Here is a 22,320-nt window from a genome sequence, read left to right as displayed (position 1 = left end):
CTGCAAAGCAGCCCCCTGGTTTAATGATGATTGCGTAACTCGAGAGGCCGCGTTGCGGCCTGATCGCGACACAAGGCCGCTCCTACAGTGGACTACACAAACTTCTAGATGTAGGCAGTACCGCGCAGGTACAACGCCGCCCGCCCGCTGATGATCACTCGGCCATTGCCTGGCACCTCACAGTGCAGCTGGCCCTTGCGCGCGCCGCCCTGCTCGCAGGTCAGGATGCTCTTGCCCAACCGCTGCGCCCACAAAGGCGCAAGCGATGTGTGCGCAGAACCTGTAACCGGGTCTTCGTTGACACCGACCCGCGGGCCGAACCAGCGTGTGACAAAATCGTATCCGCGCCCGGGAGCGGTCACGGCGATACCACGCACATCGAAGGCCGACAAGGCGACGAAGTCAGGCTGCAGCGGGTCCAAAAGCGAGGCGTCATCGATCATCACTACATAGTCGTCGGACTGATACACCGCACTCGCCCCGCTCAACCCCAGCGCCTTCAGCAAACCTGTGGGCGCCTCGACGGCCACTGGCTGCTTGGCCGGGAAGTCCATGGCCAGCAAGCCGTCAGCGCCTCGGCTAACCCGCAATTCACCGCTGCGGGTGTTGAAGCGCAGTACTTCTAGCTGCTCGCCTAACTGCTCGAAAAGCACATAGGCCGACGCCAAGGTGGCATGGCCGCACAGGTCGACCTCCACCGCCGGAGTGAACCAGCGCAGGTCGAAGGTTTCGCCATTGCGCACGAAATAGGCGGTTTCGGAGAGGTTGTTCTCTTCGGCGATACGTTGCAGCACGTCATCAGGCAGCCAACTTTCAAGCGCAATAACTGCTGCCGGGTTGCCACCGAACGGTTCGGCGGAAAAGGCATCGACCTGAAAGATCTCGAGTTGCATACGAACACTCCTTGTGGCCCGGGCAGCGCCGGGCGGAATCGAAAACGAACGTTACGGATGGACTGGTGTGAGTACCGGTTCGCCGGCAAAGAAGGCCTGTAGATTGCGCAGGACCAAGGCCACCGTGTCGCGCGCCGCTTCAGGGGATTGACCGGCTACATGCGGGGTGAGCACCGTATTGCCGAGGGCCTTCAGCGCATCGGGCACGGCCGGTTCGTCATCGAACACATCAAGTGCTGCACCTGCAAGTTGCCCGCGCTGCAGCGCGCCGACCAGGGCCTTGGTATCCACCACGCTGGCACGGGCGATGTTCACCAGGTAGCCCTCGGGGCCCAAAGCCTCGAGCACCTGAGCATCGACCAGATGGTGCGTACTGGCGCCACCCGGGGTCGCCACAACCAGAATGTCGACGGCATCGGCCAGGTGCAACGGGCTGTCGTACCAGGTGTAAGGCACGTCCTGGCGCGGTGTGCGGCTGTGGTAGCTGATGTTCATGTCGAAGCCGAGATTGGCACGCCTGGCGATAGCCAGCCCAACCGCGCCCAGGCCGAGGATGCCGAGGCGCTTGCCACTTACCGAGGGGCTGATGACCCGGTTCCACTCGCCTAGGCGGATACCGGCATCGGCGCGGGGAATGTCGCGCAGCAGCGCCAGCAGCATCGCCAAGGTGTGGTCGGCCACGGCGGCGGCATTGGCACCCGCGCCATTGGTGACGGTAATGCCACGGGCAGCGGCGGCGGCCAGGTCGACGTGTTCGTAACCGGCGCCGATCACGCAGATGATCTGCAAGCTGGGCAACGCTTGGATTTCAGCAGCGGTCAGGCCCAGCGGGCCGCGGGTTAGCACCGCATCTATTTCAGTGCCATGGCGCTGGATGGCATCGGCACGCAGTGGCGCGGAAGGTGCGCGGATCAGCCGGTAGCCGGCCTGTTCGAGCAGGTGCAGGTAATCATCGACGGTTTCCACCAACACCAAGACTGTCTTGCTCATGCACCCCTCCGGCTCAAATTCGAAGGGGCATTATGCGGAGTCGGCGGGCGGTACAGTCAATCTGTAAATCGCGGGTCAACTGTACTGTATCGGTTGGCTCAACCGGCCCTGTTGCCGGCTTGCCGACCACAGGGCCAGAAAAGACAAAACAATTACTGAGCGAAAGCCCGACCCAGCCCGCCGGGTACACCACTGCTGTCGGTCTCCTGCCACGGGCCATCCGGGCTCAGAGACCAGCTCCAGCCATTGTCATAGCGGTAGTAGGTGCGCTGCCGATAGAACGTATTGGGCTTCTTCTCCAACACATAAACACCCAGTTTCGGGTCCCAATGGCTGGCGCCCCCTGGTGGTGGTGCAAAGCTTGCGGACGTGCGCGGCATCGGTTTGGGGGCCGCCGCCGGTTTGCTCGGCTGCGTGGACGGCTGGCCGCCAGGCAGTGGCTTGACCACCGGCCCCTTGTGCGGCGGCACCGTTTCGATCGGTGGGGCCGGCTGTTCGTAAGGTTCGCGCACCGTACACGCAGACAAACCCAGGGCCAGGGTGATCAGGGTCAGGCGGACGGCGTTTCGCATGGCAGGGTTCTCTTACGGATCGGGGCTGTCGATGGTCAGGAGCTGGGTGGCCTGGGTCTTGCTGGGCAGCGGTGCGCCTTGGCCGATCCACTCACCATGGGTGGGCTGGCCAGCGCGCGATACCCTTGCAACCAGTTGGACTTCGGCAAAGTCGGACAGTTTCATCTGCGGCATCATCGCATCGGCGTCAGACAATTCTACCTCCAGCGGCAATTGGGCCACGGTCACCCGTTTGGCCGCCAGCGGCATGGGCGGGCCGTTGGTAGCACGGGCGAAGATGAACACCGTGTCGTCGGGCTTGACCTTGTTCTTGAGCGCCGGGGCCAGCTCGACCCGCACCTTCAGGCGTGCTGTCACCGGGGTCGCAGGCTTGCCGGTGCTGCCGCCCAGGCGCTCTGCAGCACGGTCGATGCCGCCTTGCAAGGCCGCGCGCGAGGTGTCGCCTTCAGGCAGTTGCGCCAGCAGACGATTCCAGTAGTCGATGGCTTCCTGGTAGCGCTCGCCTTCGAAGGCCGCAATGCCGCGCAGGCCAAGGCTGGTCACTTCATTCGGGTCGGCCTTGAGCGCCTCGTCGGTCAGCGCCTGCACCTGTGCGTTCCACTGCTTGTTGGCAGCGAAATACAGGGCCTGGGCCCACTGGCCCAACAGTTCCGGCTGGCGACCGGCCAGGGCCACGGCGCGCTCGTAGGCCTTGGCGGCATCTGCCGGACGCTGTTCGGCCATGTAGGCGCGGCCGAGGAAATACAGGCCTTCGGCAGAGTCCGGCTGGGCCTGGACGGCGCGCTCCAGGCGCGTTGTCATCTCTTCCATCGACTTGGGCGCGGCAGCGAACTCCTGAGTCAGCTCCACTTTGTCCGCAGCACCAAAGTGCAGATACAGACCAAGCGCCATCACCGGCACCAGTACTGCGGCCAGCAGTGGCAGCACCTTGCCCAGGTGCCCCTGGCGAGGCGCTTCGGCGCCTTCGGTGTCCGCCAGCAGTTCACGGGCGGCCTCATCGCGGCCGTTGGCCAGTTGCGCGTCATCCAGCACACCGGCGGCCTGTTGGGCAGCCAGTTCGGCGACACGTTCCTGATACAGCGCCACGTTCAGCGCAGTACGGTCTTCTTCCTGCAGCTGGCGACGGCCACGCAGGGTCGGGATCAGCAGAAAGCTGAGGGCGGCGAGCAGCAGCAGGCCCGCACCAAGCCAGAATTCAGTCATGGTTCTGTTCTTTTTCCAGCAGTTTGGCGAGACGTTCGCGTTCTTCGACGGACAGCTCGTGCGAGCCCAGGCTAGCCGGCACACGGCGCCGGCGGACAATCACCACCAGCACCGCAAAGCCACCGACCAGCAGAATGCCCGGGCCGAACCAGAGCAGCCAGGTACGCCCAGTGAGGGCTGGCTTGTAGCGCACAAAGTCGCCATAGCGGTCGACCATGAAGTCGACGATCTGCTGATTGCTCTTGCCTTCGCCAAGCATGCGGAAAATCTCGCGCCGCAAGTCGGCGGCAATCGGTGCGTTGGAGTCGGCGATGTCCTGGTTCTGGCACTTGGGGCAGCGCAGTTCCTTGGTCAGTTGCTGATAACGCTCACGCTCGGCGTCGTCGCGGAACTGGTAGGTATCGATGGCCGCCCTGGCCATGCCGGCCACACACAAACCCAGTACTACGGCCGCAAGCCAGCGCCTCATGGCTTGGCCTCGTCGACCAGGCCCTGATACAGCGGTGCCAGTTGCTCGCGCCACACGGTGGCATCGACGACGCCCACATGCTTGTAGCGGATGATGCCCTTGGCGTCGATCAGGAAGGTTTCCGGCGCGCCGTAAACGCCCAGGTCCAGGCCCAGGCTACCCTGCTCGTCACGAATATCCAGCTGGTACGGGTTGTGGAACTCGGCCAGCCACTTCAAGGCGGCAGCATTGTCGTCCTTGTAGTTAATGCCGTAGATCACCACGCCCTGCCCGGCAAGCTGGTTGAGGTAAGGGTGCTCGACCTTGCACGACGGGCACCAGGTGGCCCATACGTTGACCAACGCCGGGCGGCCTTGCAGGTCGGCCTGGGTCAGGGTGCGATCGCCTTGGGTCGAGGCCAGGGAAAACGCCGGGAACGGCTTACCGATCATTGCCGAGGGCAGCTCGTCGGGCTTGAGGAACAGGCCCTTGTAGAGGAAAACGGCCAACAGCAGGAATACCGCCAGTGGCACCACCATGATCCAACGCTTCATGCAGCTGCTCCAGACACGCCCAGGACATCACGCACCCGGGTCTTGACCTTGACGCGGTAGCGTCGGTCGAGGGCCGCCAGCAAACCGCCCAGGCCGGTCAAAAGACCGCCCAGCCAGATCCAGCGGACGTAAGGCTTGATGTGCACGCGCACGGCCCAGGCGCCGTTGTCCAGCGGCTCGCCCAAGGCAACGTACAGGTCGCGGGTGAAACCGGCATCGATGCCGGCCTCGGTCATCATCGACTGCTGCACCGTATAGAGCCGCTTCTCGGGGTGCAACGTGGTCACTTCACGGCCATCGCGGCTGACGACGACGGTGCCCTTGTCGGAAATGAAGTTCGGCCCTTCGAAGTGCTTGGCGCCTTGGAACAGGAACTGATAACCACCCAGCTCCACGCTTTCACCCGGGGCCAGGCGCAGGTCACGCTCGGCACTGTTGTTGCTCGACAGCACCACGCCAAGGGCGCACACCGCAAGCCCCAAGTGCGCCAGCTGCATGCCCCAGTAGCTGCGCGTCAGGCCACGCACGCCTTTGGCCAAGCCCTTGTGGCGGGTTTTGTCAAAAATGTCGCGCAACCCGCTGAGCACCACCCAGGCAGCCAGTGCAAAGGCGGTCAGGGTCGGCCAGTCGAAGTCGTCGACGATGAAACCGGCCACTGGCGCCAGCACTGCGCTCGCGATCAGTACCGGCGTCATCATGCTCGCCAGCCACTTGCCAGGAGTGTCCTTCCAGCGCACCACCACACCGATGCCGAGCACCACCATCAGCAGTGCCATCAGCGGCAGGAACAAGGCATCGAAATATGGCGGGCCTACCGACAGCTTGGCCCCGGTCAGGGCATCGAGTACCAACGGGTAGAGGGTGCCGAGCAGGATCATCGAAGCCGCCACCACCAGCACCAGGTTGTTGGCCAGCAGCAGCGTTTCGCGCGACCACAGGGCAAAGCCCACCTGGCTTTTGACCACCGGGGCACGCAGAGCGAACAGGGTCAGCGAACCACCGACCACGAACAGCAGGAAGATCAGGATGAACACGCCACGTGACGGGTCGGAGGCGAACGCATGCACCGAGGTCAGCACGCCGGAGCGCACAAGGAACGTCCCCAGCAGGCTAAGCGAGAACGCGGCAATCGCCAGCAGCACAGTCCAGCTCTTGAACACGCCACGTTTTTCCGTCACCGCCAGCGAGTGGATCAGTGCCGTGCCCACCAGCCAGGGCATGAAAGAGGCGTTTTCCACCGGGTCCCAGAACCACCAGCCGCCCCAGCCCAGTTCGTAATAGGCCCACCAGGAGCCCAAGGTGATGCCCACGCCGAGGAACGCCCAGGCAATGATGGTCCAGGGCCGCGACCAGCGCGCCCACGCTGCATCCAGGCGCCCGCCCAGCAGCGCAGCGATGGCGAAGGCGAAGGCCACCGAAAAGCCCACATAGCCCATGTATAGCATCGGCGGGTGAACGATCAGGCCAAAGTCCTGCAGCAGCGGGTTGAGGTCACGGCCATCGGTCGGCACTTGCGGCAGCAAACGTTGGAACGGGTTGGAGGTGATGATCAAAAAGCTCAGGAAGCCCACACTGATCATGCCCATCACCGCCAGCACCCGCGCCAGCATCACTTGCGGCAACTGGCGCGAGAAGACCGACACGGCGAAGGTCCAGCCACCGAGAATCAGTGCCCACAGCAGCAACGAGCCTTCATGCGCGCCCCACACGGCACTGAACTTGTAGTACCAGGGCAAGGCGCTGTTGGAGTTGCTGGCCACGTACGCAACCGAGAAGTTGTCGGTCATGAAGGCGTGGGTCAGGCAAGCGAAGGCAAAGGCCAGGAAGGCAAATTGGCCCCAGGCCGCCGGGCGTGCCAGGCTCATCCACAGACTGTCGCCGCGCCAGGCGCCGAGCAACGGCAGGGTCGCCTGCACAACGGCGAAACAGATCGCCAGGATCATAGCCAATTGGCCAAGTTCAGGGATCACCAACGCCGCATTCATGGTTTGGCCTCCGCGCCGCTGGCGGCTTGGCCGCTTTCCTTCAGGGCCTTGGTGACTTCTGGCGGCATGTATTTCTCATCGTGTTTGGCCAGCACTTCATCGGCGACCACCACACCCTCGGCATTGAGCTTGCCCAACGCGACGATGCCCTGCCCTTCGCGGAACAGGTCGGGGAGAATGCCGCGGTAAGTAATCGGCACCGACTTGTTGAAGTCGGTGACCACGAAACGCACATCAAGGGAGTCACCCGAGCGCTGCAGCGAGCCCTTCTCGACCATGCCGCCTGCGCGGATGCGGGTGTCCAGCGGCGCCTCGCCATTGGCGATCTGCGTCGGTGTGTAGAACAGGTTGATGTTCTGTTGCAAGGCGCTCAGGGCAAAGCCAACGGCAACCGCCACCCCGACCAGCAGGCCGAGTATCAGGAACAGGCGTTTCTTGCGCTGCGGATTCACTGGTTGTTCTCCCGGCGCAGACGGCGCGCCTCTTCTTGCAGATAGCGACGGCGGGCCAGCAACGGCGCAGCGACATTGACCGCCAGCACTGCCATGCAGATGGCGTAGGCCGACCAGACATACAGGCCATGGTGGCCCATGGCGAGGAAATCGCCGAATGAAGAAAAGCTCATCACACGGCCCTCCGGCCCAGGCTGTTCAATACTTCTTCCCTGACCCAACTGGCCCGCGCTTCACGCTTTAGTACTTCAAGGCGCATGCGCAGCAACAGCACGGCGCCGAAGAAGCAGTAGAAGCCCAGCGCCGTGCACAGCAGCGGCAGCCACATCTCGGCGGGCATGGCCGGTTTTTCGGTCAGAGTGAAGGTGGCGCCCTGATGCAACGTGTTCCACCATTCCACCGAATACTTGATGATCGGGATATTGATCACCCCGACGATGGCCAGTACCGCGCAGGCCTTGGCTGCGCTGTCACGGTTACTGATTGCCTGGCCCAGGGCGATGATGCCGAAGTACAAGAACAGCAGAATCAGCATCGACGTGAGCCGCGCATCCCAGACCCACCAGCTGCCCCAGGTCGGCTTGCCCCAGATGGCCCCGGTAACCAGCGCCACGGCTGTCATCCAGGCGCCTATTGGCGCTGCGCACTGCAGGGCGACATCCGCCAGCTTCATCTTCCATACGAGCCCCACCACACCGGCCACCGCCAGCAACACGTAACACGACTGTGCGAGCATCGCCGCCGGCACGTGGATATAAATGATGCGGAAACTGTTGCCCTGCTGGTAGTCCTGGGGGGCAAAGGCCAGGCCCCAGATCACCCCCGTCACCAGCAGCAGGATGGCCGATACGGTCAGCCACGGCAGCATGCGGCCGCTGATGGCATAGAACCATTTTGGGGAGCCAAGCTTGTGGAACCACGTCCAGCTAATTTTCATCAGGGTACATCCAGGGTATTAGCCGGGCTTGAGAGCCCGGGACTCGTTATTCACCGACGCTGATCTTCAGGCCGGCCGCTATCGCAAAGGGTGCCAGTGTCACCGCCAGGGCAGTAAGGCTGGCCAGCCAGAGCAGATGGCCGGTCGCCGGCATATTCTGCAACGCCGCCTGCAACGCACCACTGCCCAGGATCAATACAGGGATATACAACGGCAGAATCAGCAATGCCAGCAGCAACCCGCCGCGCTTGAGGCCAACCGTCAGCGCAGCACCTACTGCACCCAGCAGGCTCAGTACCGGCGTACCCAGCAACAGCGAGCCCAGCAGCACCGGCAGGCAATGGCTGGGCAGCCCCAGCATCAGTGCCAGCAGTGGCGCCAACAATACCAGCGCCAGCCCGGAAAAGATCCAGTGCGCCAGCACCTTGGCCAGCACCAGCACTGCCAGAGGGTGCGGCGACAGCACCCACTGCTCCAGCGAGCCGTCTTCGAAATCGCTGCGAAACAGGCCATCGAGCGACAGCAGCACTGCCAGCAGGGCCGCCACCCAGACCAAACCGGGCGACAAGGTTTGCAACAATTGACTTTCCGGCCCAACCGCCAGCGGGAACAGCGCCACCACGATAGCGAAGAACACCAAAGGGTTGGCCAGTTCCGCCGGGCGGCGGAACAACAGGCGCGCTTCACGGCGCAATAACAGAATGAATACGCTCATGCCGCCCATTGCCCCAGGTTCAGTTCGCGATAGCCGGAGGGCTTTTGGTCAAGCGTGTGGTGGGTGGTCAGCACCACCGTGCCGCCGCGCTCGCAATGGCGTGCCAGATGGGCCTCCAACTGCGCGACCCCTTGCTTGTCCAGCGCGGTGAAGGGTTCATCGAGGATCCACAACGGCGGGCTGTGCAGGTACAGCCGGGCCAGCGCTACACGACGCTGCTGCCCGGCAGACAGGGTATGGCAGGGAACATCTTCGAAACCGCGCAAGCCGACCGCTTCCAGAGCAGTCCAGATCGCTTCGGCTGTGGCAGGCTGGTGCAAGGCACACAGCCAGGCCAGGTTTTCTTCAGCGCTGAGCAAGTCTTTGATGCCGGCAGCATGGCCGATCCACAGCAGGATGCTGGCCAGCGCATGGTGTTGTTCGGCCAACGGCTTGCCGCCCAGCAGGATCTGCCCGGCAGTCGGCTGCATCAGCCCGGCCAGCAGGCGCAGCAGGCTGGTCTTGCCGCTGCCGTTGGGGCCGCTGATCTGCAGCATGTCGCCTGGCCGCAGCTCGAAATCCAGGTGCTCGAACAGCAGGCGCCAGTCGCGCTCGCAGGCCAGGCCCACGGCTTGGAGGTGAAGGGTCACGGTTTCGCCTTATCCAGTTTACGGCTCAAGTCGCCCCCCTGGCTGCCGTTATACTGGCAGTGGCGGACGGCCGGCATTATTACATGCGCTGCCCCGCTGCCAAGAGGGCGGGCTCGACAGGTTGTATACAATCATGACTGAAATCAATAGTCTCGGCGCACAAAACGTCGTCAACCCGCAGGCGATCAAGGCGGCGCTGACTGGTGCGCTGCTGAACCTGACCCAGGCGCAACCCGGGCTGCTCAAGCCTGGCGAGACCGCCCAGGCCGAGGTACTCACGCTGCGCCAGTCAGGTGGCGAGTTTCAAATGGTGCTCAAACTGATCCAGGCCAACGGCAACCAGAACCAGCTGCAGGTCACCACCAGCCAACCCCTCCCCCAAGGCAGCCAGATCACCGTCAGCCAGCCAGAGAGCAACCGCCTCGCGGTAATGATGCAACAGGCCAGCGCCAGCAACGTCACCCTCCTCACTCAACTGGATACCAGCAAGGTGCCTGTAGGTACCCTCCTGCAAGGCAAAGTCCTGACCAACCAGGCACTTGCCCTTGGCCCTGGCGCCGCCACCAGCTTTCGCGCTCTGGTGAGCTTGCTCAACAGCGCACAGGCAGGCGCCGTCCTGACCATCGACAGTCCGCGCCCGTTGCCGGTCGGTAGCCTGCTCAGCGCGGTGGTGCAAGGCGACCAGTCGCTCCGCTTCGTGCCGCTCAGCGGCCGTCAGGAGCAATTGAACATCGCCCAGCAGTTGCTCACGCAACAGGGCCGCCAAGCCTCCTTGCCGGGCCTGCTCAACGCCTTGCAGCAAATGGCCAGCGACCCGAGCGGCAGCGGCGAGCTGCGCACCAGCGCTGAACGCGTGCTGACCAGCCTGCCCGACGCCCGCCAGTTGAGCGATGGCAAGGCGCTTGCCCAAGCCTTGAGCAACAGCGGGGCATTCCTTGAAGCGAAACTGCTTGGCGGCCAGAGCACACAAGTGGCAACCGACCTGAAGGCCCATCTGATCAGGCTGGTGGCCCAGGCCTCGGCGTACGCACCGGCAAGCCCTGCCATCGCCTCGACCACCCTGGCCCAGGCCTTGCCAACCATGGCACGCGGCGCCCTGGGTATGCTCGAGCGGGCCAGCCCGAAGCAACAGCCAGGTGGATTCCCGCTGCCCTCCCGGTTGCTGCAGGCTATGGAGCACGAAGACGATCTTCAGCAGCTGCTGCGCCTCGCCGCCGCAGCCATCTCGCGTCTGCAAAGCCACGCCCTGAGCAGCCTGCAACAATCCGGCAATCTGGAAAACGGCAACCTGCAAACTACCTGGCAAACCGAGATACCAGTGCGCCACGGCCTGGATTTCATCCCGCTTCAGGTCAAGCTGCAGCGCGAGGAAACTGCGCAGCAACACGCCGACCGGGAGCGTGAACAACAGGACCCGCTGCAGGCGCTGTGGCGCATTGACCTGGCCTTCGACCTGGCACCGCTCGGCCCCCTGCAGGTTCAGGCGCAACTGAGCCAGGGCCGGCTGTCCGGCCAGCTGTGGGCTGAACGTGAACAAACCGCCCGCCTGATCGACAGCCAGCTCGGCGCGCTGCGTGAACGCCTTCTGGCCCGAGGGTTGGACGTTGGCGACCTCGAATGCCATCCCGGCATCCCGCCTCAAGGGCCGCGCACACGTGTGGAACAACGCTGGGTGGACGAAACCGCATGAGCAGCAAGCAACCGCGCCAGGCCATCGCCCTGAGCTACGATGGCCAGCAAGCCCCCACCCTGAGTGCCAAAGGCGACGATGAACTGGCCGAGGCCATCCTGGCGCTGGCCCGTGAACATGAAGTGCCGATCTACGAGAACGCCGAGCTGGTGCGCCTGCTGGCCCGCCTGGAGCTGGGCGAACAGATTCCCGAAGCGCTGTACCTGACCATCGCCGAGATCATTGCCTTCGCCTGGCAATTGCGCGGCCGCGTTCCTGCAGGCTTCGCTGACGAGCCGGCGCAGTCTCGTGATATCACTCCCACGCAGGCGCGCCTGCCATCGGGCGGTAGCGTTACCTGACGCAGCTTGTCGCGTGCGCCCTCTTTGCCCTTTCGTCGATCGACGGGGTTACCCGATGCCCCCATTGCGTACCAGAGCCTGACCAGCGTGCGCCAGACCTTGATGGACTTTCCCCACCCCGAGCAACAGTGCCGGGCATTGCTGAAGCAGTGGCCGGCCAAGCTCGCCGTGCACCTGAGTTTCGTCTGAGGCGGCCGCGAATCCACACGCTAAATAATTAGCCCCCCCGCCCCCTGTGCGCAGGTCACCCTTGCCCTCCTTACCCACCGCAAAAAGTGACCTCCATGACCAACCAATACGTAAATGCCAAGGGCGTGCAGTTTGTGCGCGACAGCCTCGCCGACTTTCCGCGCCCGGACCGAGCGGCAGCCGATGCCATACGCCAGTGGGCCAGCGAACGCTCCATGGACCTGGACCCGGACCGCGTCGATGCTGTCACCCTGCATTGCCAGTTCAACCCCGAGCACGGCTGGGTTGCGGTAATCGCACAGAAGATGACCCTGACCCAAGCGGTGCTCTCGAACTGGCAGGGAGAATCGGCCAACAACTGGCTGGGGGCGGCGATCGGCGAACCTTGGGCCGGTGAATTGCCAGACGGTCTGACCCTCACCGACAGTCTGCGTGGGCAAGGGCTGCTTGACTATCACGCACCGTACAGCGTCTACAACGGGCTTTTCAGGCAAAGCGACACGACGCAGTACAACACCAACACCCATGTACCGTTGGCGGCCGAAGACTTCCAGTCCTTTATCTGGAGCCTGGACTTCCACGGGCACTACAAGTCCATGCTCGACACCTACTGGGACGCCAACCTGGAAAAATACCGTATCGGGGCAAAAATCAACTTCATTGCTGCCTGTAACAAGCAGGTAACCGAAGGCAGCCTCAGTGACGCCGGCAGGCGGCTGGCCTGGCAGGCGAGCGGCCTGGAAGCCACGCCTGCAGCGATGCCCGGTGACGGCACGAGCAGCGGCAAACCGAGGATACGAGCCAGGTTACTGAATGTGTACGGTTATACAGCCACTGACCTGCTGTGCCTGCGCGACGCCGTCAGCGGCCTGGTTTTACTCTACATTCCAGGTAACGCCTCACCCCTGCATGAGTTCAGCGACAAACAGGCACTGATGGACTGGTTCGCCGAACAGTGCCGTGCGCCCGACACACGCGACGCGCTGCAAAGCCACTTCGCATTGGCCGATCGCGAAGACGGCCTTAGCTACAGCGGCCTTCACACGGCCCTGTGCGGCCTGGGCAGCTACCCGCAGCCCTATCACCTGGACAGCAACCGCCCAGGATTTACGGCAGAGGGTATCTGGCCGCCGCGGGACTACATCAATTACAAGGCGAAGGACTACAGCCCCCTGATCGAAGGCGACGTGTTCCTGACCCTGGCCAAACGCCAGAAACAGCGCAGCTACCAGGATGCGCATTTCATCATCACCAGCGACAGTGAAGTGACCAAGGCCAAGTGGCGCGGCTACCTGAACTCGGCAATCAACGTATTGGCGCCCCTGGCCCTGGTGGTACCAGAGCTCGCCCCGCTGTTCGCCCTCGGCGGCATCGCCCAGTTTGGTCTGGGCCTGGACCAGGCCATACAGGGCAAGAACGCACAGGAGAAAGCCGAAGGCGTTAGCGAGTCGGTCTTCGGGCTGCTCAACGCTGCGCCGCTGATCACTGCCGGTGTGGCCAAGGCCCCCGAACTGTTCAGCTTCAAGAAAAGTGGCTTTGTGATGCCCAGCAGGGTCAACGAGCAACTGGGCTATCCTTTGAGCCCCGTCACGCCTCCTCAACTGCCGATAGCAGAGGTGGCTGATTACTTCCACAGCCCCGACTCTATCGCGCCGCTGCCTGGCGCCGATACCGCCACTGCCGGCGCAATTGTCAGGACTCCCCGCTACGACGGTTCGCCTGACTTGCTTTCGGCGATGATCGGCGGCTACCACTCGGACATGCTCTACGACATGGAGGCTGATGCCTTTTGCCTGATGAGCGATTTCAATGAGGTCGAGCCAAGGTACTACATCGCAACATCGGGCTCGCGCAACGTGGTCGAGGTGGATGTGCAAACGCGCCAGGTCACGGATGACATGCGCATGGCGACCCTGCGTGCGCTGGGCGTGGACCTGACGCTGCCAATCGATCTGCCGGCAGTGAATACCGAAGACCTGAGGCCAATCCCGAAACAGATCATGAACCTGTGGGTTGGCAACAACGTCATCCCGCAGGAGTTGATCGACAATATCGCCAGCAATACCCGAAACCTGCAGGGCTCTGAGTATGCGCTGCGTCTTTACCTGACCAACGCCGAGCCCGCAGTCTTCCAGGAGAACCTGCGCCTCTTGGCAGAGCATGCCCCGGCAGTGGAAGTACTGCCACTTGAGGACCAGCCATTCTACGCCAGTTTCAGGGAAAGCGGCAACTACGCCCAGTACCAGGCAGCGATCGACGGCAACGGCGGGGTCGCCAGCAACTATGCCTCGGCTGCCGATGTATTGCGCTTTGCACTGCTTGAAGAGGAAGGTGGCCTGTACATGGACATCGACGACACCCTGTTGGCGCCTGGTGAGCACCCCGCAGTGATCGACGGCGTCCCCATGGGACTACCTGGAGAGCGGCTGGATGACGTAGAACTCGCCACCCGCAAAAACGGCCTGCTGCTTCATCCCCCCGTGTCCAATGAAGAAATGAGCATGAACAATCTGTACAACAGCAGCCTGATAGGCAGCCACCCAGGCAATCCGACGCTGAGGGCGATCCGTGAAGAAATGCAGGCGCGTTTTCTGGAGGAGCCGGGCTTTTACGACAGCAAACCCTCCAAGGAAACCGATCCGCAAGCGTTCTCTCGTTACGCCCAGACGCTTTGCCGCCTCACTGGGCCCGGGCTGCTCACCGATATGGTCGATCGACACTTGCCTGAGCTCGGCGTGATACGCCAGATCGTCAATCTGTACGCGTTCCCCCGCACCAATTCATGGCGTTTCGTGAATCTTTCCGACCTTCAAGCCGTGCAAAAGCAGATGCTCCCGCTCAACCGAATAGCCAAGATTGGAGGATACAGCTCTTGGGTCAGGCCCAGCGTAGGGGCACCTGTTTGACATCGCCCGTGAGATCGAGCGCCGCCCGCACGGTGCATCGCGAATTGTGCTCGATCTCACGGGCGCTGAACCCGCCATGAGGGGCACCTTCAGCCCCAAATTGCGTAACTGACTGAAATCAGCCCCAGGTCGCCTGTTCAACTCACTCGTTGCGATGCAACTTGCTCATCAGTTCGGCCTCGGCCTGCGTCAATCCGCAGGTTTCGGTCAACTCCGACACACTCGCCCCCATCCCGACCAGTTTGGCTGCCTGGCTGAAGGTGACATTGCTCGGGTCGCGTTGCTCCAGCCGCTCCAGCCGGTCGGGCAAGGTAGCCACCACCGCGCGCAGTTCATGGATGGCTTCCCCCATGCGCACGGTACCGTTCTGGTAGTCATCCAGGCGCTTGGCCAGGTCCTTGATGCGCTGGTCACGCACGGCATCGCCCAGAGCCTGCTGGGCGGCGAGCTCGCGCTGGCGCTTGCTGTAGTTGAGGAAGAACCACAGGCTCAGCGCCCACAACAGCGCCAGGAAGATGACAGCAACCTCGAAAATCAACTCAGATGTTCTCCAGCTCGGACCACTCTTCCTCGGTCATCATCTTGTCCAGCTCGACCAGAATCAACAGTTCTCCATTCTTGTTGCATACACCCTGGATGAACTTGGCCGACTCTTCGTTACCTACGTTCGGCGCAGTCTCGATCTCCGACTGACGCAGGTAGACCACCTCGGCCACGCTATCGACCAGGATGCCGACCACTTGCTTGTCAGCCTCGATAATGACGATACGGGTGTTGTCGGTCACCTCGGTAGGCATCAGGCCGAAGCGCTGGCGGGTATCGATCACCGTCACAACGTTGCCGCGCAGGTTGATGATACCCAGCACGTAGCTAGGCGCACCCGGTACCGGGGCGATTTCGGTGTAACGCAGGACTTCCTGCACCTGCATGACGTTGATGCCGTAGGACTCGTTGTCCAGACGGAAGGTTACCCATTGCAGAATCGGATCTTCCGAACCTTGTGCAGACGACTTTTTCATTCCCCTAGCCCTCAAAATCCGCCGATGGCGGTGTGTTCGCAGTTATTTGTGTTTGGCATGCAGCTGCTTGACCGCGCCACTGGCGATCAGCTCGGCCAGTTCGGCGACGTCCAGCAGCGCACACATGTGTTCGATCACCGTGCCGGCCAGCCACGGTCGCTGGCCACGTTGGCTGCGCCATTTGATCTCGGACGGGTCCAGGCGCAGCGAACGGCTGACCTGATGCACCGCCAGCCCCCATTCGTAGCCCTGAACGGAAATGACGTAGTGCAGGCCCTGGCGGAAATCGTCCCGGTAGCGGTCTGGCATGACCCAGCGCGCAGTGTCCAGCACCTTCAGGTTGCCCGCCTGACAGGTAAGGATGCCAAGGAACCAGTCCGGCTGGCCGAACAACGGCGTCAGTTCCTGGCCCTCCAGGCTGTAGATCGAGCCCAGGCACACCAGCGGCACGGCCAGCGTCAGCCCGGCGACGTCGAACAGCAGGCACTCGAAAGGCTCAGCCGCCCAGGCCGGGCGACCATCGACCGTGGCCGGAGGCACGGGCGCACTCGGCGCGGGCAGGTTGACTTCAACCAGCGGCGCGACGGGCTCGGGCGACTGAACCTGGGTCAGCACAGGAATGGCGGCTTCGGCCACCACCTTGGTCTCGACCACCGTCACCACCGGCGCTTCGACCGGCAAGACGGTCGCAAGCACCTTCGCCTGCGGCTCGGCAAAAGGCCTTGCCGGGACGCTGACTGCAGGGCTTTGGACCTGCGGCTGCGCATCTCGGGCCTGTTCTTCGCGCACGGCGGCGGCAAATTCGTCACTCGCAGGCGGCAGGTCGAGAATACCCTCAGCCTCGGTGGCTTCCTGCAGCAGGCCATCCAGATAGGATTGCAGGGCCAGTTGCGGCCGGGTACCGGTCTTCACCGTCATGAAGCCACCTGTACTGCATTCTTATAGGTGAGCAGGTGCTTGAGCAGTGCCCGGTAAGCGATCACGCCGCGGCTCTTGCCATCGAACTGTGACGGTGTGACGCCGTTGCGGCTGGCATCGCGCAGGCGCGTATCGACCGGAATGTAGCCCTGCCATACCTGATGTTCATAGGCATCACGCAATACTTTCAGCGTACCCAGTGAAGCCTGGGTACGGCGGTCGAACAGGGTCGGCACGATCTGGTATGGCAAGGCCTGCTTGCGCGAACGGTTGATCATGGCCAGCGTGCCGATCATGCGCTCCAGGCCCTTGACCGCGAGGAACTCGGTCTGCACCGGAATCACCAGTTGCTGGCTGGCGGCCAGCGCGTTGACCATCAGCACCCCAAGCAGCGGCGGGCTGTCGATCAGGGCAAAGTCGAAGTCCTGCCACAGCTGCGCCAGACTCTTGGCGATCACCAGGCCCAAGCCACTCTGCCCCGGCGACTGACGCTCCAGCACCGCCAGCGCGGTACTCGAGGGCAGCAGAGAGATGCGCTGGTCGCTGGTGGGCAGCAGCAGTTGCCCGGGCAAGCCATCCGGCACCTGGCCCTTGTGCAGGAACAGGTCGTAACAGCTGTGCTCCAACGCATCGGGGTTGTGCCCGAAATAGCTGGTCATCGAACCATGCGGGTCGAGGTCGACGACGACCACGCGCTTGCCCGCCTCGGCCAGCAAACCGGCCAGGGCGATAGTGGTGGTGGTCTTGCCGACCCCGCCTTTCTGATTGGCTACTGCCCAGACTCTCATAGGACAACTCTTGATTCATGGAGGCCGCTGACCCCTGTGCTATCCGGTTTTCCGGACCGCAAAGGGTTTACGGTGACAGAGAATTGACGAGTCACTGCCCCGCCATCGCTGCTGGGGTTGCCGGTGCACTTTGTGTGCCAGCGCGGCGCAAGGCAGCGTCCGGTGTGGCGTTGGCACTGCCGGAGCCGGTCAGGCTGCGGCGTACTTCAAGATTGCGGGAGATCACCAGCACCACACGGCGGTTTCGCGCCCTGCCCTCAGCAGTGTCATTGCCTGCCACAGGCTGATATTCGCCATACCCCACCGAGGCCATGCGCGCCGGGTTGACGCCCTCCATCGCCAGCAGGCGGACGATGCTCGCCGCCCGCGCCGAAGACAGCTCCCAGTTGGTCGGGTATTGCGCGGTACGGATCGGCAGGTTGTCGGTAAAGCCTTCGACGTGCACCGGGTTGGCGAACGGCTTGAGAATGTTCGCCACCTTCTCGATGATGTCGAAGGCCTTGTCGCTGGGCATGGCATCGCCACTGCCGAACAGGAGCGAGGAATTCAGCTCGATTTCCACCCACAGCTCGTTTCCGCGGATGGTCATCTGGTCGGACTTGATCAGGTCACCGAAGGCATCGCGTACGTCGTCACTGATGGTTTTGAGTGGATCGACGCTGTTCTGCGCAAGGCCTGCGTCGGTCTGCTCGCTGTCCTTGATCAACGGCTCGGCCGGCTTGACGCTGAGCGGTTGCTCATCGCCGATGGGGATTGGCTTCATGCTCCGCTCAGGGTCGTTGAACACCCCGAGCAGCGCTTGCGAAATGACCTTGTACTTGCCCTCGTTGATCGAGGAAATCGAGTACATGACCACGAAAAAAGCGAACAGCAAGGTAATGAAGTCGGCGTACGACACCAGCCAGCGCTCATGATTTTCGTGTTCTTCGGTATGGCGACGGCGACGCATGGGTTACTCCGTGAAGCCTTGCAGCTTCAACTCGATCGAACGCGGGTTCTCACCCTCGGCAATCGACAACAGGCCTTCGAGCAGCATTTCGCGGTAGCGCGACTGGCGCATGACGATGGCCTTGAGCTTGCTCGCAACCGGCAGCAGGATCAGGTTGGCACTGGCCACGCCATAGATGGTGGCAACGAACGCCACTGCGATGCCGTTGCCCAACTGGGACGGGTCGGCCAGGTTGCCCATCACATGGATCAGGCCCATCACCGCACCGATGATGCCGATGGTGGGCGCATAGCCGCCCATGCTTTCGAACACCTTGGCAGCCTGGATGTCGCGGCCTTCCTGGGTGAGAAAATCGACTTCGAGGATGCTGCGGATGGCCTCGGGCTCGGCACCGTCAACCAGCAGCTGCAAGCCCTTGCGGGCATACGGGTCGGGCTCGCCATCGGCCACACCTTCCAGGCCCAGCAGGCCTTCCTTGCGTGCGGTCAGGCTCCAGTTCACCACCCGGTCGATACCGCCAGCCAGGTCAACCCTTGGCGGAAAGATGATCCAGCGCAAGATCTGCAAGGCACGCTTGAACGATGACAACGGTGACTGCAAAAGCGCCGCCGCCAGGGTACCGCCCAGTACGATCAGGGCTGCCGGTCCATTGAGCAGCGCCCCGACATGGCCCCCTTCGAGGAAGTTGCCACCGACGATGGCGACAAAGGCCAGGATCAGACCGATCAGGCTAAGGACATCCATCAGACACACGCCTCGACCAGGTGCTTGCCGATCTCATCCAGGCTGTACACCGCATCGGCCAGGTTGGCTTTGACGATGGCCATGGGCATGCCGTAGATCACGCAACTGGCTTCATCCTGGGCCCACACGGTGCTGCCGCCCTGCTTGAGCAGGCGCGCGCCCTCACGGCCGTCGGCGCCCATGCCGGTAAGCACCACCGACAGCACCTTGTCACCGTAAGACTTGGCTGCCGAACCGAAGGTAATGTCCACGCAGGGCTTGTAGTTCAGGCGCTCGTCACCGGGCAGGATCTTCACCGTGCCCCGGCCATCGATCATCATCTGCTTGCCACCGGGGGCCAACAGGGCGAGGCCTGGGCGCAGCAAGTCCCCGTCCTCGGCTTCCTTGACGCTGATCTTGCACAGTTTGTCCAGGCGCTCGGCAAAGGCCTTGGTAAACGCCGCCGGCATGTGCTGGATGAGCACGATAGGTGCCGGGAACGCGGCAGGCAGTTGCGTCAGCACCCGCTGCAGGGCAACCGGGCCGCCGGTCGAAGTACCGATGGCCACCAGTTTGTAGGGCTTGCGTTTGGGCGCTGGCGAATGGGCTGGGGCCGGTGCCGTACGGGCCGGCGCCACGCTACGCGGCTGCGCCGGGCTGGCCAGGCTGCTGGCGGGGGCGTGGGCAACGCTGGCAGGTGCCGGCGCGGCGGCCACAGCGGTGCTTGCGTAACCACCGAAACGACGGTTGCTGCGCGAAAGGGTGTGAACCTTCTCGCACAGCATCTGCTTGACCTTCTCCGGGTTGCGCGAGATGTCTTCGAAGTTCTTCGGCAGGTAATCCACCGCACCGGCATCCAGCGCGTCGAGGGTCACCCGGGCGCCTTCGTGGGTAAGCGAGGAGAACATCAACACTGGCGTCGGGCAGCGCTGCATGATGTGCCGCACTGCGGTGATGCCGTCCATCATGGGCATTTCGTAGTCCATGGTGATGACATCGGGCTTGAGCGCCAGCGCCTGGTCGATCGCTTCCCTGCCGTTGGTCGCGGTACCGACGACCTGGATCGTAGGGTCCGCCGAGAGGATTTCCGAGACGCGGCGGCGGAAGAAACCCGAATCATCCACCACCAGGACCTTGACTGCCATAAACACTCCATTAGGTGGCGCAGCCCGCAAGGGCGCGCCACCGAAATCAAATACGCCGCGCCGCGTAACGCTTGAGCATGCTCGGTACGTCGAGGATCAGCGCAATGCGACCGTCGCCGGTGATGGTGGCGCCGGACATGCCCGGGGTGCCCTGCAGCATCTTGCCCAGCGGCTTGATCACTACCTCTTCCTGGCCCACCAGTTGGTCGACCACAAAGCCGATGCGCTGGGTACCCACAGACAGAATCACCACATGGCCCTCGCGCTGCTCCTCATGCACCTGGCCCTGGACCAGCCAGCGCTTGAGGTAGAACAGCGGCAGCGCCTTGTCGCGTACGATCACCACCTCCTGGCCGTCGACCACGTTGGTGCGCGACAGGTCCAGGTGGAAAATCTCGTTGACGTTGACCAGCGGGAAGGCGAACGCCTGGTTGCCCAGCATCACCATCAGGGTCGGCATGATCGCCAGGGTCAGCGGCACCTTGATGACGATCTTCGAACCCTGGCCTTTGGCCGAGAAGATGTTGATCGAGCCGTTGAGCTGGGAAATCTTGGTCTTGACCACATCCATACCGACACCACGGCCGGACACATCGGAGATTTCCGTCTTGGTCGAGAACCCCGGAGCGAAGATCAGGTTGTAGCAGTCCGACTCGCTCAGACGGTCGGCGGCATCCTTGTCCATCAAGCCCTTTTCCACGGCCTTGGCACGCAGAATGTTAGGGTCCATGCCTTTGCCGTCGTCGGAAATAGACAGCAGGATGTGGTCGCCTTCCTGCTCGGCCGACAGCACCACGCGGCCGGTACGCGCCTTGCCCGAAGCTTCACGCTCTTCAGGCATTTCGACACCGTGGTCAACCGCATTGCGCACCAAGTGCACCAGCGGGTCGGCCAATGCCTCGACCAGGTTCTTGTCCAGGTCGGTCTCTTCACCGACCAGTTCCAGGTTGATCTCTTTCTTCAACTGGCGGGCCAGGTCACGGACCAGGCGCGGGAAGCGGCCGAAGACCTTCTTGATCGGCTGCATGCGGGTCTTCATCACCGCAGTCTGCAAGTCGGCAGTGACCACATCGAGGTTCGACACGGCCTTGGACATGGCCTCGTCACCGCTGTTCAGGCCCAGGCGCACCAGGCGGTTACGCACCAGCACCAGCTCGCCGACCATGTTCATGATCTCGTCCAGGCGCGCAGTATCGACGCGCACGGTGGTTTCCGCTTCACTGACTGCGTGCTTCTCGGCGGCCGGTGCGGGCGCGCGGGCCGGCGCGGCAGGCTTGGCCGCAGCAGCAGGTGCCGGTGCCGGCTTGGCCACAGGCTGGGTTTGCGGCTTGGCTGCGACAGGGGTGGCAACGGCGGCGGGCGCTTCAGCGGTCACGGCATCGCCGGTGAACTTGCCTTTGCCATGCAACTGATCGAGCAATGCCTCGAACTCGTGCTCGCTGATTTCGTCGCCGCTACCTGCAGCTGGTACTTCGCTGGCCACCGGAGCAACGGCAGCAGGCAGCGCGTCCGCCTGGAACGTGCCCTTGCCGTGCAGCTGATCCAGCAGCGACTCGAACTCTTCGTCGGTGATTTCGTCGCTGGCTGGCGCGCTGGCTGCAGCGGCCACGGGCTCTGTGGCAACGACTTCGGCCGAGAACTGGCCCTTGCCGTGCAACTGGTCAAGCAACGACTCGAATTCGTCGTCGGTGATCTCGTCACCGGAGCCGGCCAACGTTTCGCCCTGCAGCTGCTGTTCGGCAGCCGCTGCTTGGGCTTTGACCGCATCGAGCGAATCGAGCAACTGCTCGAATTCGGTGTCGGTGATGTCTGCCTCAGCGGCAGGCTCGGCCTGCGCAGGCGCAGCCTCGGCCACCGGCGCAGCAGCTTCGGCGCTACCCGGCTCGGCCAGGCGCGCCAAGGCCGCCAGCAATTCGGGCGTAGCCGGGGTCACTTCACTGCGCTCGCGCACCTGGCCGAACATGCTGTTGACCGTATCCAGCGCTTCGAGCACCACGTCCATCAGTTCCGCGTCGACCCGGCGCTCACCTTTGCGCAGGATGTCGAACACGTTCTCGGCGATATGGCAGCACTCCACCAGCTCATTGAGCTGGAGGAAGCCGGCGCCCCCTTTTACAGTGTGGAAACCGCGAAAGATCGCATTGAGCAGGTCGGCATCATCGGGCCGGCTTTCCAGCTCGACCAGTTGCTCGGACAGTTGCTCAAGAATTTCGCCGGCTTCTACCAGAAAATCCTGAAGGATTTCTTCATCGGCGCCGAAGCTCATTAAACGTG

23 protein-coding genes are annotated in these 22,320 nt (G+C 63.0%); 3 read left to right on the top strand and 20 right to left on the bottom strand.

Annotation, left to right across the window (positions count from 1 at the left end):
- Positions 1 to 104 precede the first annotated feature (104 nt).
- The 12 genes from ACW4TB_RS09385 to ccmA all read right to left on the bottom strand — a co-directional run bounded on the left by ACW4TB_RS09385 (position 105) and on the right by ccmA (position 9,378).
- Positions 105 to 893 (bottom strand): PhzF family phenazine biosynthesis protein, encoded by a 789-nt coding sequence (locus ACW4TB_RS09385; protein ID WP_279929893.1) that lies wholly within the window; start codon positions 891 to 893, stop codon positions 105 to 107.
- Positions 894 to 944: 51 nt separating this feature from the next.
- Positions 945 to 1,883 (bottom strand): 2-hydroxyacid dehydrogenase, encoded by a 939-nt coding sequence (locus ACW4TB_RS09380; RefSeq protein ID WP_279929891.1) that lies wholly within the window; start codon positions 1,881 to 1,883, stop codon positions 945 to 947.
- 152 nt (positions 1,884 to 2,035) lie between these two features.
- Positions 2,036 to 2,455, bottom strand: coding sequence for a hypothetical protein (locus ACW4TB_RS09375; protein WP_012315476.1), 420 nt, complete (start codon positions 2,453 to 2,455; stop codon positions 2,036 to 2,038).
- Between the two features lie 12 nt (positions 2,456 to 2,467).
- Entirely contained in the window at positions 2,468 to 3,658 is a 1,191-nt protein-coding gene (gene ccmI / locus ACW4TB_RS09370; RefSeq protein ID WP_279929889.1) for a c-type cytochrome biogenesis protein CcmI, read from the bottom strand.
- Positions 3,651 to 4,127 (bottom strand): cytochrome c-type biogenesis protein, encoded by a 477-nt coding sequence (locus tag ACW4TB_RS09365; RefSeq protein WP_012315478.1) that lies wholly within the window; start codon positions 4,125 to 4,127, stop codon positions 3,651 to 3,653. Before ACW4TB_RS09365 ends, ccmI begins: the two co-directional genes overlap by 8 nt.
- Positions 4,124 to 4,660, bottom strand: a complete 537-nt coding sequence (locus ACW4TB_RS09360) for a DsbE family thiol:disulfide interchange protein (protein ID WP_012315479.1) — start codon at positions 4,658 to 4,660, stop codon at positions 4,124 to 4,126. The genes ACW4TB_RS09365 and ACW4TB_RS09360 overlap by 4 nt, the downstream gene beginning before the upstream one ends.
- Positions 4,657 to 6,630 (bottom strand): heme lyase CcmF/NrfE family subunit, encoded by a 1,974-nt coding sequence (locus ACW4TB_RS09355; protein ID WP_279930021.1) that lies wholly within the window; start codon positions 6,628 to 6,630, stop codon positions 4,657 to 4,659. The genes ACW4TB_RS09360 and ACW4TB_RS09355 overlap by 4 nt, the downstream gene beginning before the upstream one ends.
- A gap of 11 nt (positions 6,631 to 6,641) precedes the next feature.
- A complete protein-coding gene (ccmE, locus tag ACW4TB_RS09350) occupies positions 6,642 to 7,097 on the bottom strand; it encodes a cytochrome c maturation protein CcmE (protein ID WP_177010796.1) in 456 nt (151 codons plus the stop codon).
- Positions 7,094 to 7,270, bottom strand: coding sequence for a heme exporter protein CcmD (ccmD, locus tag ACW4TB_RS09345; RefSeq protein ID WP_254466212.1), 177 nt, complete (start codon positions 7,268 to 7,270; stop codon positions 7,094 to 7,096). The genes ccmE and ccmD overlap by 4 nt, the downstream gene beginning before the upstream one ends.
- On the bottom strand, positions 7,270 to 8,034 hold the full coding sequence (locus ACW4TB_RS09340; RefSeq protein ID WP_046785333.1) for a heme ABC transporter permease: 765 nt from the start codon (positions 8,032 to 8,034) through the stop codon (positions 7,270 to 7,272). Before ACW4TB_RS09340 ends, ccmD begins: the two co-directional genes overlap by 1 nt.
- A gap of 46 nt (positions 8,035 to 8,080) precedes the next feature.
- Complete coding sequence (ccmB, locus tag ACW4TB_RS09335) at positions 8,081 to 8,749, bottom strand: heme exporter protein CcmB (protein ID WP_039601257.1); 669 nt, start codon at positions 8,747 to 8,749, stop codon at positions 8,081 to 8,083.
- Positions 8,746 to 9,378 (bottom strand): cytochrome c biogenesis heme-transporting ATPase CcmA, encoded by a 633-nt coding sequence (gene ccmA, locus ACW4TB_RS09330; protein ID WP_254466213.1) that lies wholly within the window; start codon positions 9,376 to 9,378, stop codon positions 8,746 to 8,748. Before ccmA ends, ccmB begins: the two co-directional genes overlap by 4 nt.
- 133 nt (positions 9,379 to 9,511) lie before the next feature.
- Between ccmA and fliK the strand changes: the two genes are divergently transcribed.
- From fliK to ACW4TB_RS09315, 3 genes are all read left to right on the top strand, one after another.
- Complete coding sequence (fliK, locus tag ACW4TB_RS09325) at positions 9,512 to 11,068, top strand: flagellar hook-length control protein FliK (RefSeq protein ID WP_254466214.1); 1,557 nt, start codon at positions 9,512 to 9,514, stop codon at positions 11,066 to 11,068.
- Positions 11,065 to 11,409: an EscU/YscU/HrcU family type III secretion system export apparatus switch protein gene (locus ACW4TB_RS09320; protein ID WP_254466215.1), complete on the top strand. Its 345-nt coding sequence runs from the start codon at positions 11,065 to 11,067 to the stop codon at positions 11,407 to 11,409. The genes fliK and ACW4TB_RS09320 overlap by 4 nt, the downstream gene beginning before the upstream one ends.
- 284 nt (positions 11,410 to 11,693) lie before the next feature.
- On the top strand, positions 11,694 to 14,504 hold the full coding sequence (locus ACW4TB_RS09315) for a dermonecrotic toxin domain-containing protein (protein ID WP_279929878.1): 2,811 nt from the start codon (positions 11,694 to 11,696) through the stop codon (positions 14,502 to 14,504).
- Between the two features lie 142 nt (positions 14,505 to 14,646).
- On the opposite strand, the gene ACW4TB_RS09310 is transcribed toward ACW4TB_RS09315, so the two are convergent.
- From ACW4TB_RS09310 to ACW4TB_RS09275, 8 genes are all read right to left on the bottom strand, one after another.
- Positions 14,647 to 15,042 (bottom strand): DUF2802 domain-containing protein, encoded by a 396-nt coding sequence (locus ACW4TB_RS09310; protein WP_254466217.1) that lies wholly within the window; start codon positions 15,040 to 15,042, stop codon positions 14,647 to 14,649.
- A gap of 1 nt (position 15,043) precedes the next feature.
- Positions 15,044 to 15,523 (bottom strand): chemotaxis protein CheW, encoded by a 480-nt coding sequence (locus ACW4TB_RS09305; RefSeq protein WP_003254393.1) that lies wholly within the window; start codon positions 15,521 to 15,523, stop codon positions 15,044 to 15,046.
- A gap of 42 nt (positions 15,524 to 15,565) precedes the next feature.
- A complete protein-coding gene (locus ACW4TB_RS09300; RefSeq protein WP_254466218.1) occupies positions 15,566 to 16,441 on the bottom strand; it encodes a CheW domain-containing protein in 876 nt (291 codons plus the stop codon).
- A complete protein-coding gene (locus tag ACW4TB_RS09295; RefSeq protein WP_012315491.1) occupies positions 16,438 to 17,229 on the bottom strand; it encodes a ParA family protein in 792 nt (263 codons plus the stop codon). Before ACW4TB_RS09295 ends, ACW4TB_RS09300 begins: the two co-directional genes overlap by 4 nt.
- Before the next feature lie 91 nt (positions 17,230 to 17,320).
- On the bottom strand, positions 17,321 to 18,178 hold the full coding sequence (gene motD, locus ACW4TB_RS09290) for a flagellar motor protein MotD (RefSeq protein ID WP_254466219.1): 858 nt from the start codon (positions 18,176 to 18,178) through the stop codon (positions 17,321 to 17,323).
- 3 nt (positions 18,179 to 18,181) lie between these two features.
- Complete coding sequence (locus ACW4TB_RS09285) at positions 18,182 to 18,922, bottom strand: flagellar motor protein (RefSeq protein ID WP_279929871.1); 741 nt, start codon at positions 18,920 to 18,922, stop codon at positions 18,182 to 18,184.
- Positions 18,922 to 20,046 (bottom strand): protein-glutamate methylesterase/protein-glutamine glutaminase, encoded by a 1,125-nt coding sequence (locus ACW4TB_RS09280; protein ID WP_254466220.1) that lies wholly within the window; start codon positions 20,044 to 20,046, stop codon positions 18,922 to 18,924. The genes ACW4TB_RS09285 and ACW4TB_RS09280 overlap by 1 nt, the downstream gene beginning before the upstream one ends.
- Before the next feature lie 46 nt (positions 20,047 to 20,092).
- Complete coding sequence (locus ACW4TB_RS09275; protein WP_012315495.1) at positions 20,093 to 22,312, bottom strand: chemotaxis protein CheA; 2,220 nt, start codon at positions 22,310 to 22,312, stop codon at positions 20,093 to 20,095.
- Between the last annotated feature and the right edge of the window lie 8 nt (positions 22,313 to 22,320).

The sequence above is a fragment of the Lelliottia jeotgali genome, from assembly GCF_977070485.1.
This window is presented reverse-complemented; position numbering and strand designations above follow the sequence as displayed.

Excerpts from the sequence above, each read along its gene's own strand:
- ACW4TB_RS09295 (WP_012315491.1), bottom strand. The coding sequence starts at position 17,229 with ATGAGAGTCTGGGCAGTAGCCAATCAGAAAGGCGGGGTCGGCAAGACC.
- ACW4TB_RS09380 (WP_279929891.1), bottom strand. The coding sequence starts at position 1,883 with ATGAGCAAGACAGTCTTGGTGTTGGTGGAAACCGTCGATGATTACCTG.
- ACW4TB_RS09275 (WP_012315495.1), bottom strand. The coding sequence starts at position 22,312 with ATGAGCTTCGGCGCCGATGAAGAAATCCTTCAGGATTTTCTGGTAGAA.
- ACW4TB_RS09360 (WP_012315479.1), bottom strand. The coding sequence starts at position 4,660 with ATGAAGCGTTGGATCATGGTGGTGCCACTGGCGGTATTCCTGCTGTTG.
- ACW4TB_RS09365 (WP_012315478.1), bottom strand. The coding sequence starts at position 4,127 with ATGAGGCGCTGGCTTGCGGCCGTAGTACTGGGTTTGTGTGTGGCCGGC.
- ACW4TB_RS09285 (WP_279929871.1), bottom strand. The coding sequence starts at position 18,922 with ATGGATGTCCTTAGCCTGATCGGTCTGATCCTGGCCTTTGTCGCCATC.
- ACW4TB_RS09320 (WP_254466215.1), top strand. The coding sequence starts at position 11,065 with ATGAGCAGCAAGCAACCGCGCCAGGCCATCGCCCTGAGCTACGATGGC.
- ccmD (WP_254466212.1), bottom strand. The coding sequence starts at position 7,270 with ATGAGCTTTTCTTCATTCGGCGATTTCCTCGCCATGGGCCACCATGGC.
- ACW4TB_RS09385 (WP_279929893.1), bottom strand. The coding sequence starts at position 893 with ATGCAACTCGAGATCTTTCAGGTCGATGCCTTTTCCGCCGAACCGTTC.
- ACW4TB_RS09340 (WP_046785333.1), bottom strand. The coding sequence starts at position 8,034 with ATGAAAATTAGCTGGACGTGGTTCCACAAGCTTGGCTCCCCAAAATGG.
- fliK (WP_254466214.1), top strand. The coding sequence starts at position 9,512 with ATGACTGAAATCAATAGTCTCGGCGCACAAAACGTCGTCAACCCGCAG.
- ACW4TB_RS09280 (WP_254466220.1), bottom strand. The coding sequence starts at position 20,046 with ATGGCAGTCAAGGTCCTGGTGGTGGATGATTCGGGTTTCTTCCGCCGC.
- ccmB (WP_039601257.1), bottom strand. The coding sequence starts at position 8,749 with ATGAGCGTATTCATTCTGTTATTGCGCCGTGAAGCGCGCCTGTTGTTC.
- ACW4TB_RS09305 (WP_003254393.1), bottom strand. The coding sequence starts at position 15,523 with ATGAAAAAGTCGTCTGCACAAGGTTCGGAAGATCCGATTCTGCAATGG.
- ACW4TB_RS09375 (WP_012315476.1), bottom strand. The coding sequence starts at position 2,455 with ATGCGAAACGCCGTCCGCCTGACCCTGATCACCCTGGCCCTGGGTTTG.
- ACW4TB_RS09315 (WP_279929878.1), top strand. The coding sequence starts at position 11,694 with ATGACCAACCAATACGTAAATGCCAAGGGCGTGCAGTTTGTGCGCGAC.
- ACW4TB_RS09300 (WP_254466218.1), bottom strand. The coding sequence starts at position 16,441 with ATGACGGTGAAGACCGGTACCCGGCCGCAACTGGCCCTGCAATCCTAT.
- ccmI (WP_279929889.1), bottom strand. The coding sequence starts at position 3,658 with ATGACTGAATTCTGGCTTGGTGCGGGCCTGCTGCTGCTCGCCGCCCTC.
- motD (WP_254466219.1), bottom strand. The coding sequence starts at position 18,178 with ATGCGTCGCCGTCGCCATACCGAAGAACACGAAAATCATGAGCGCTGG.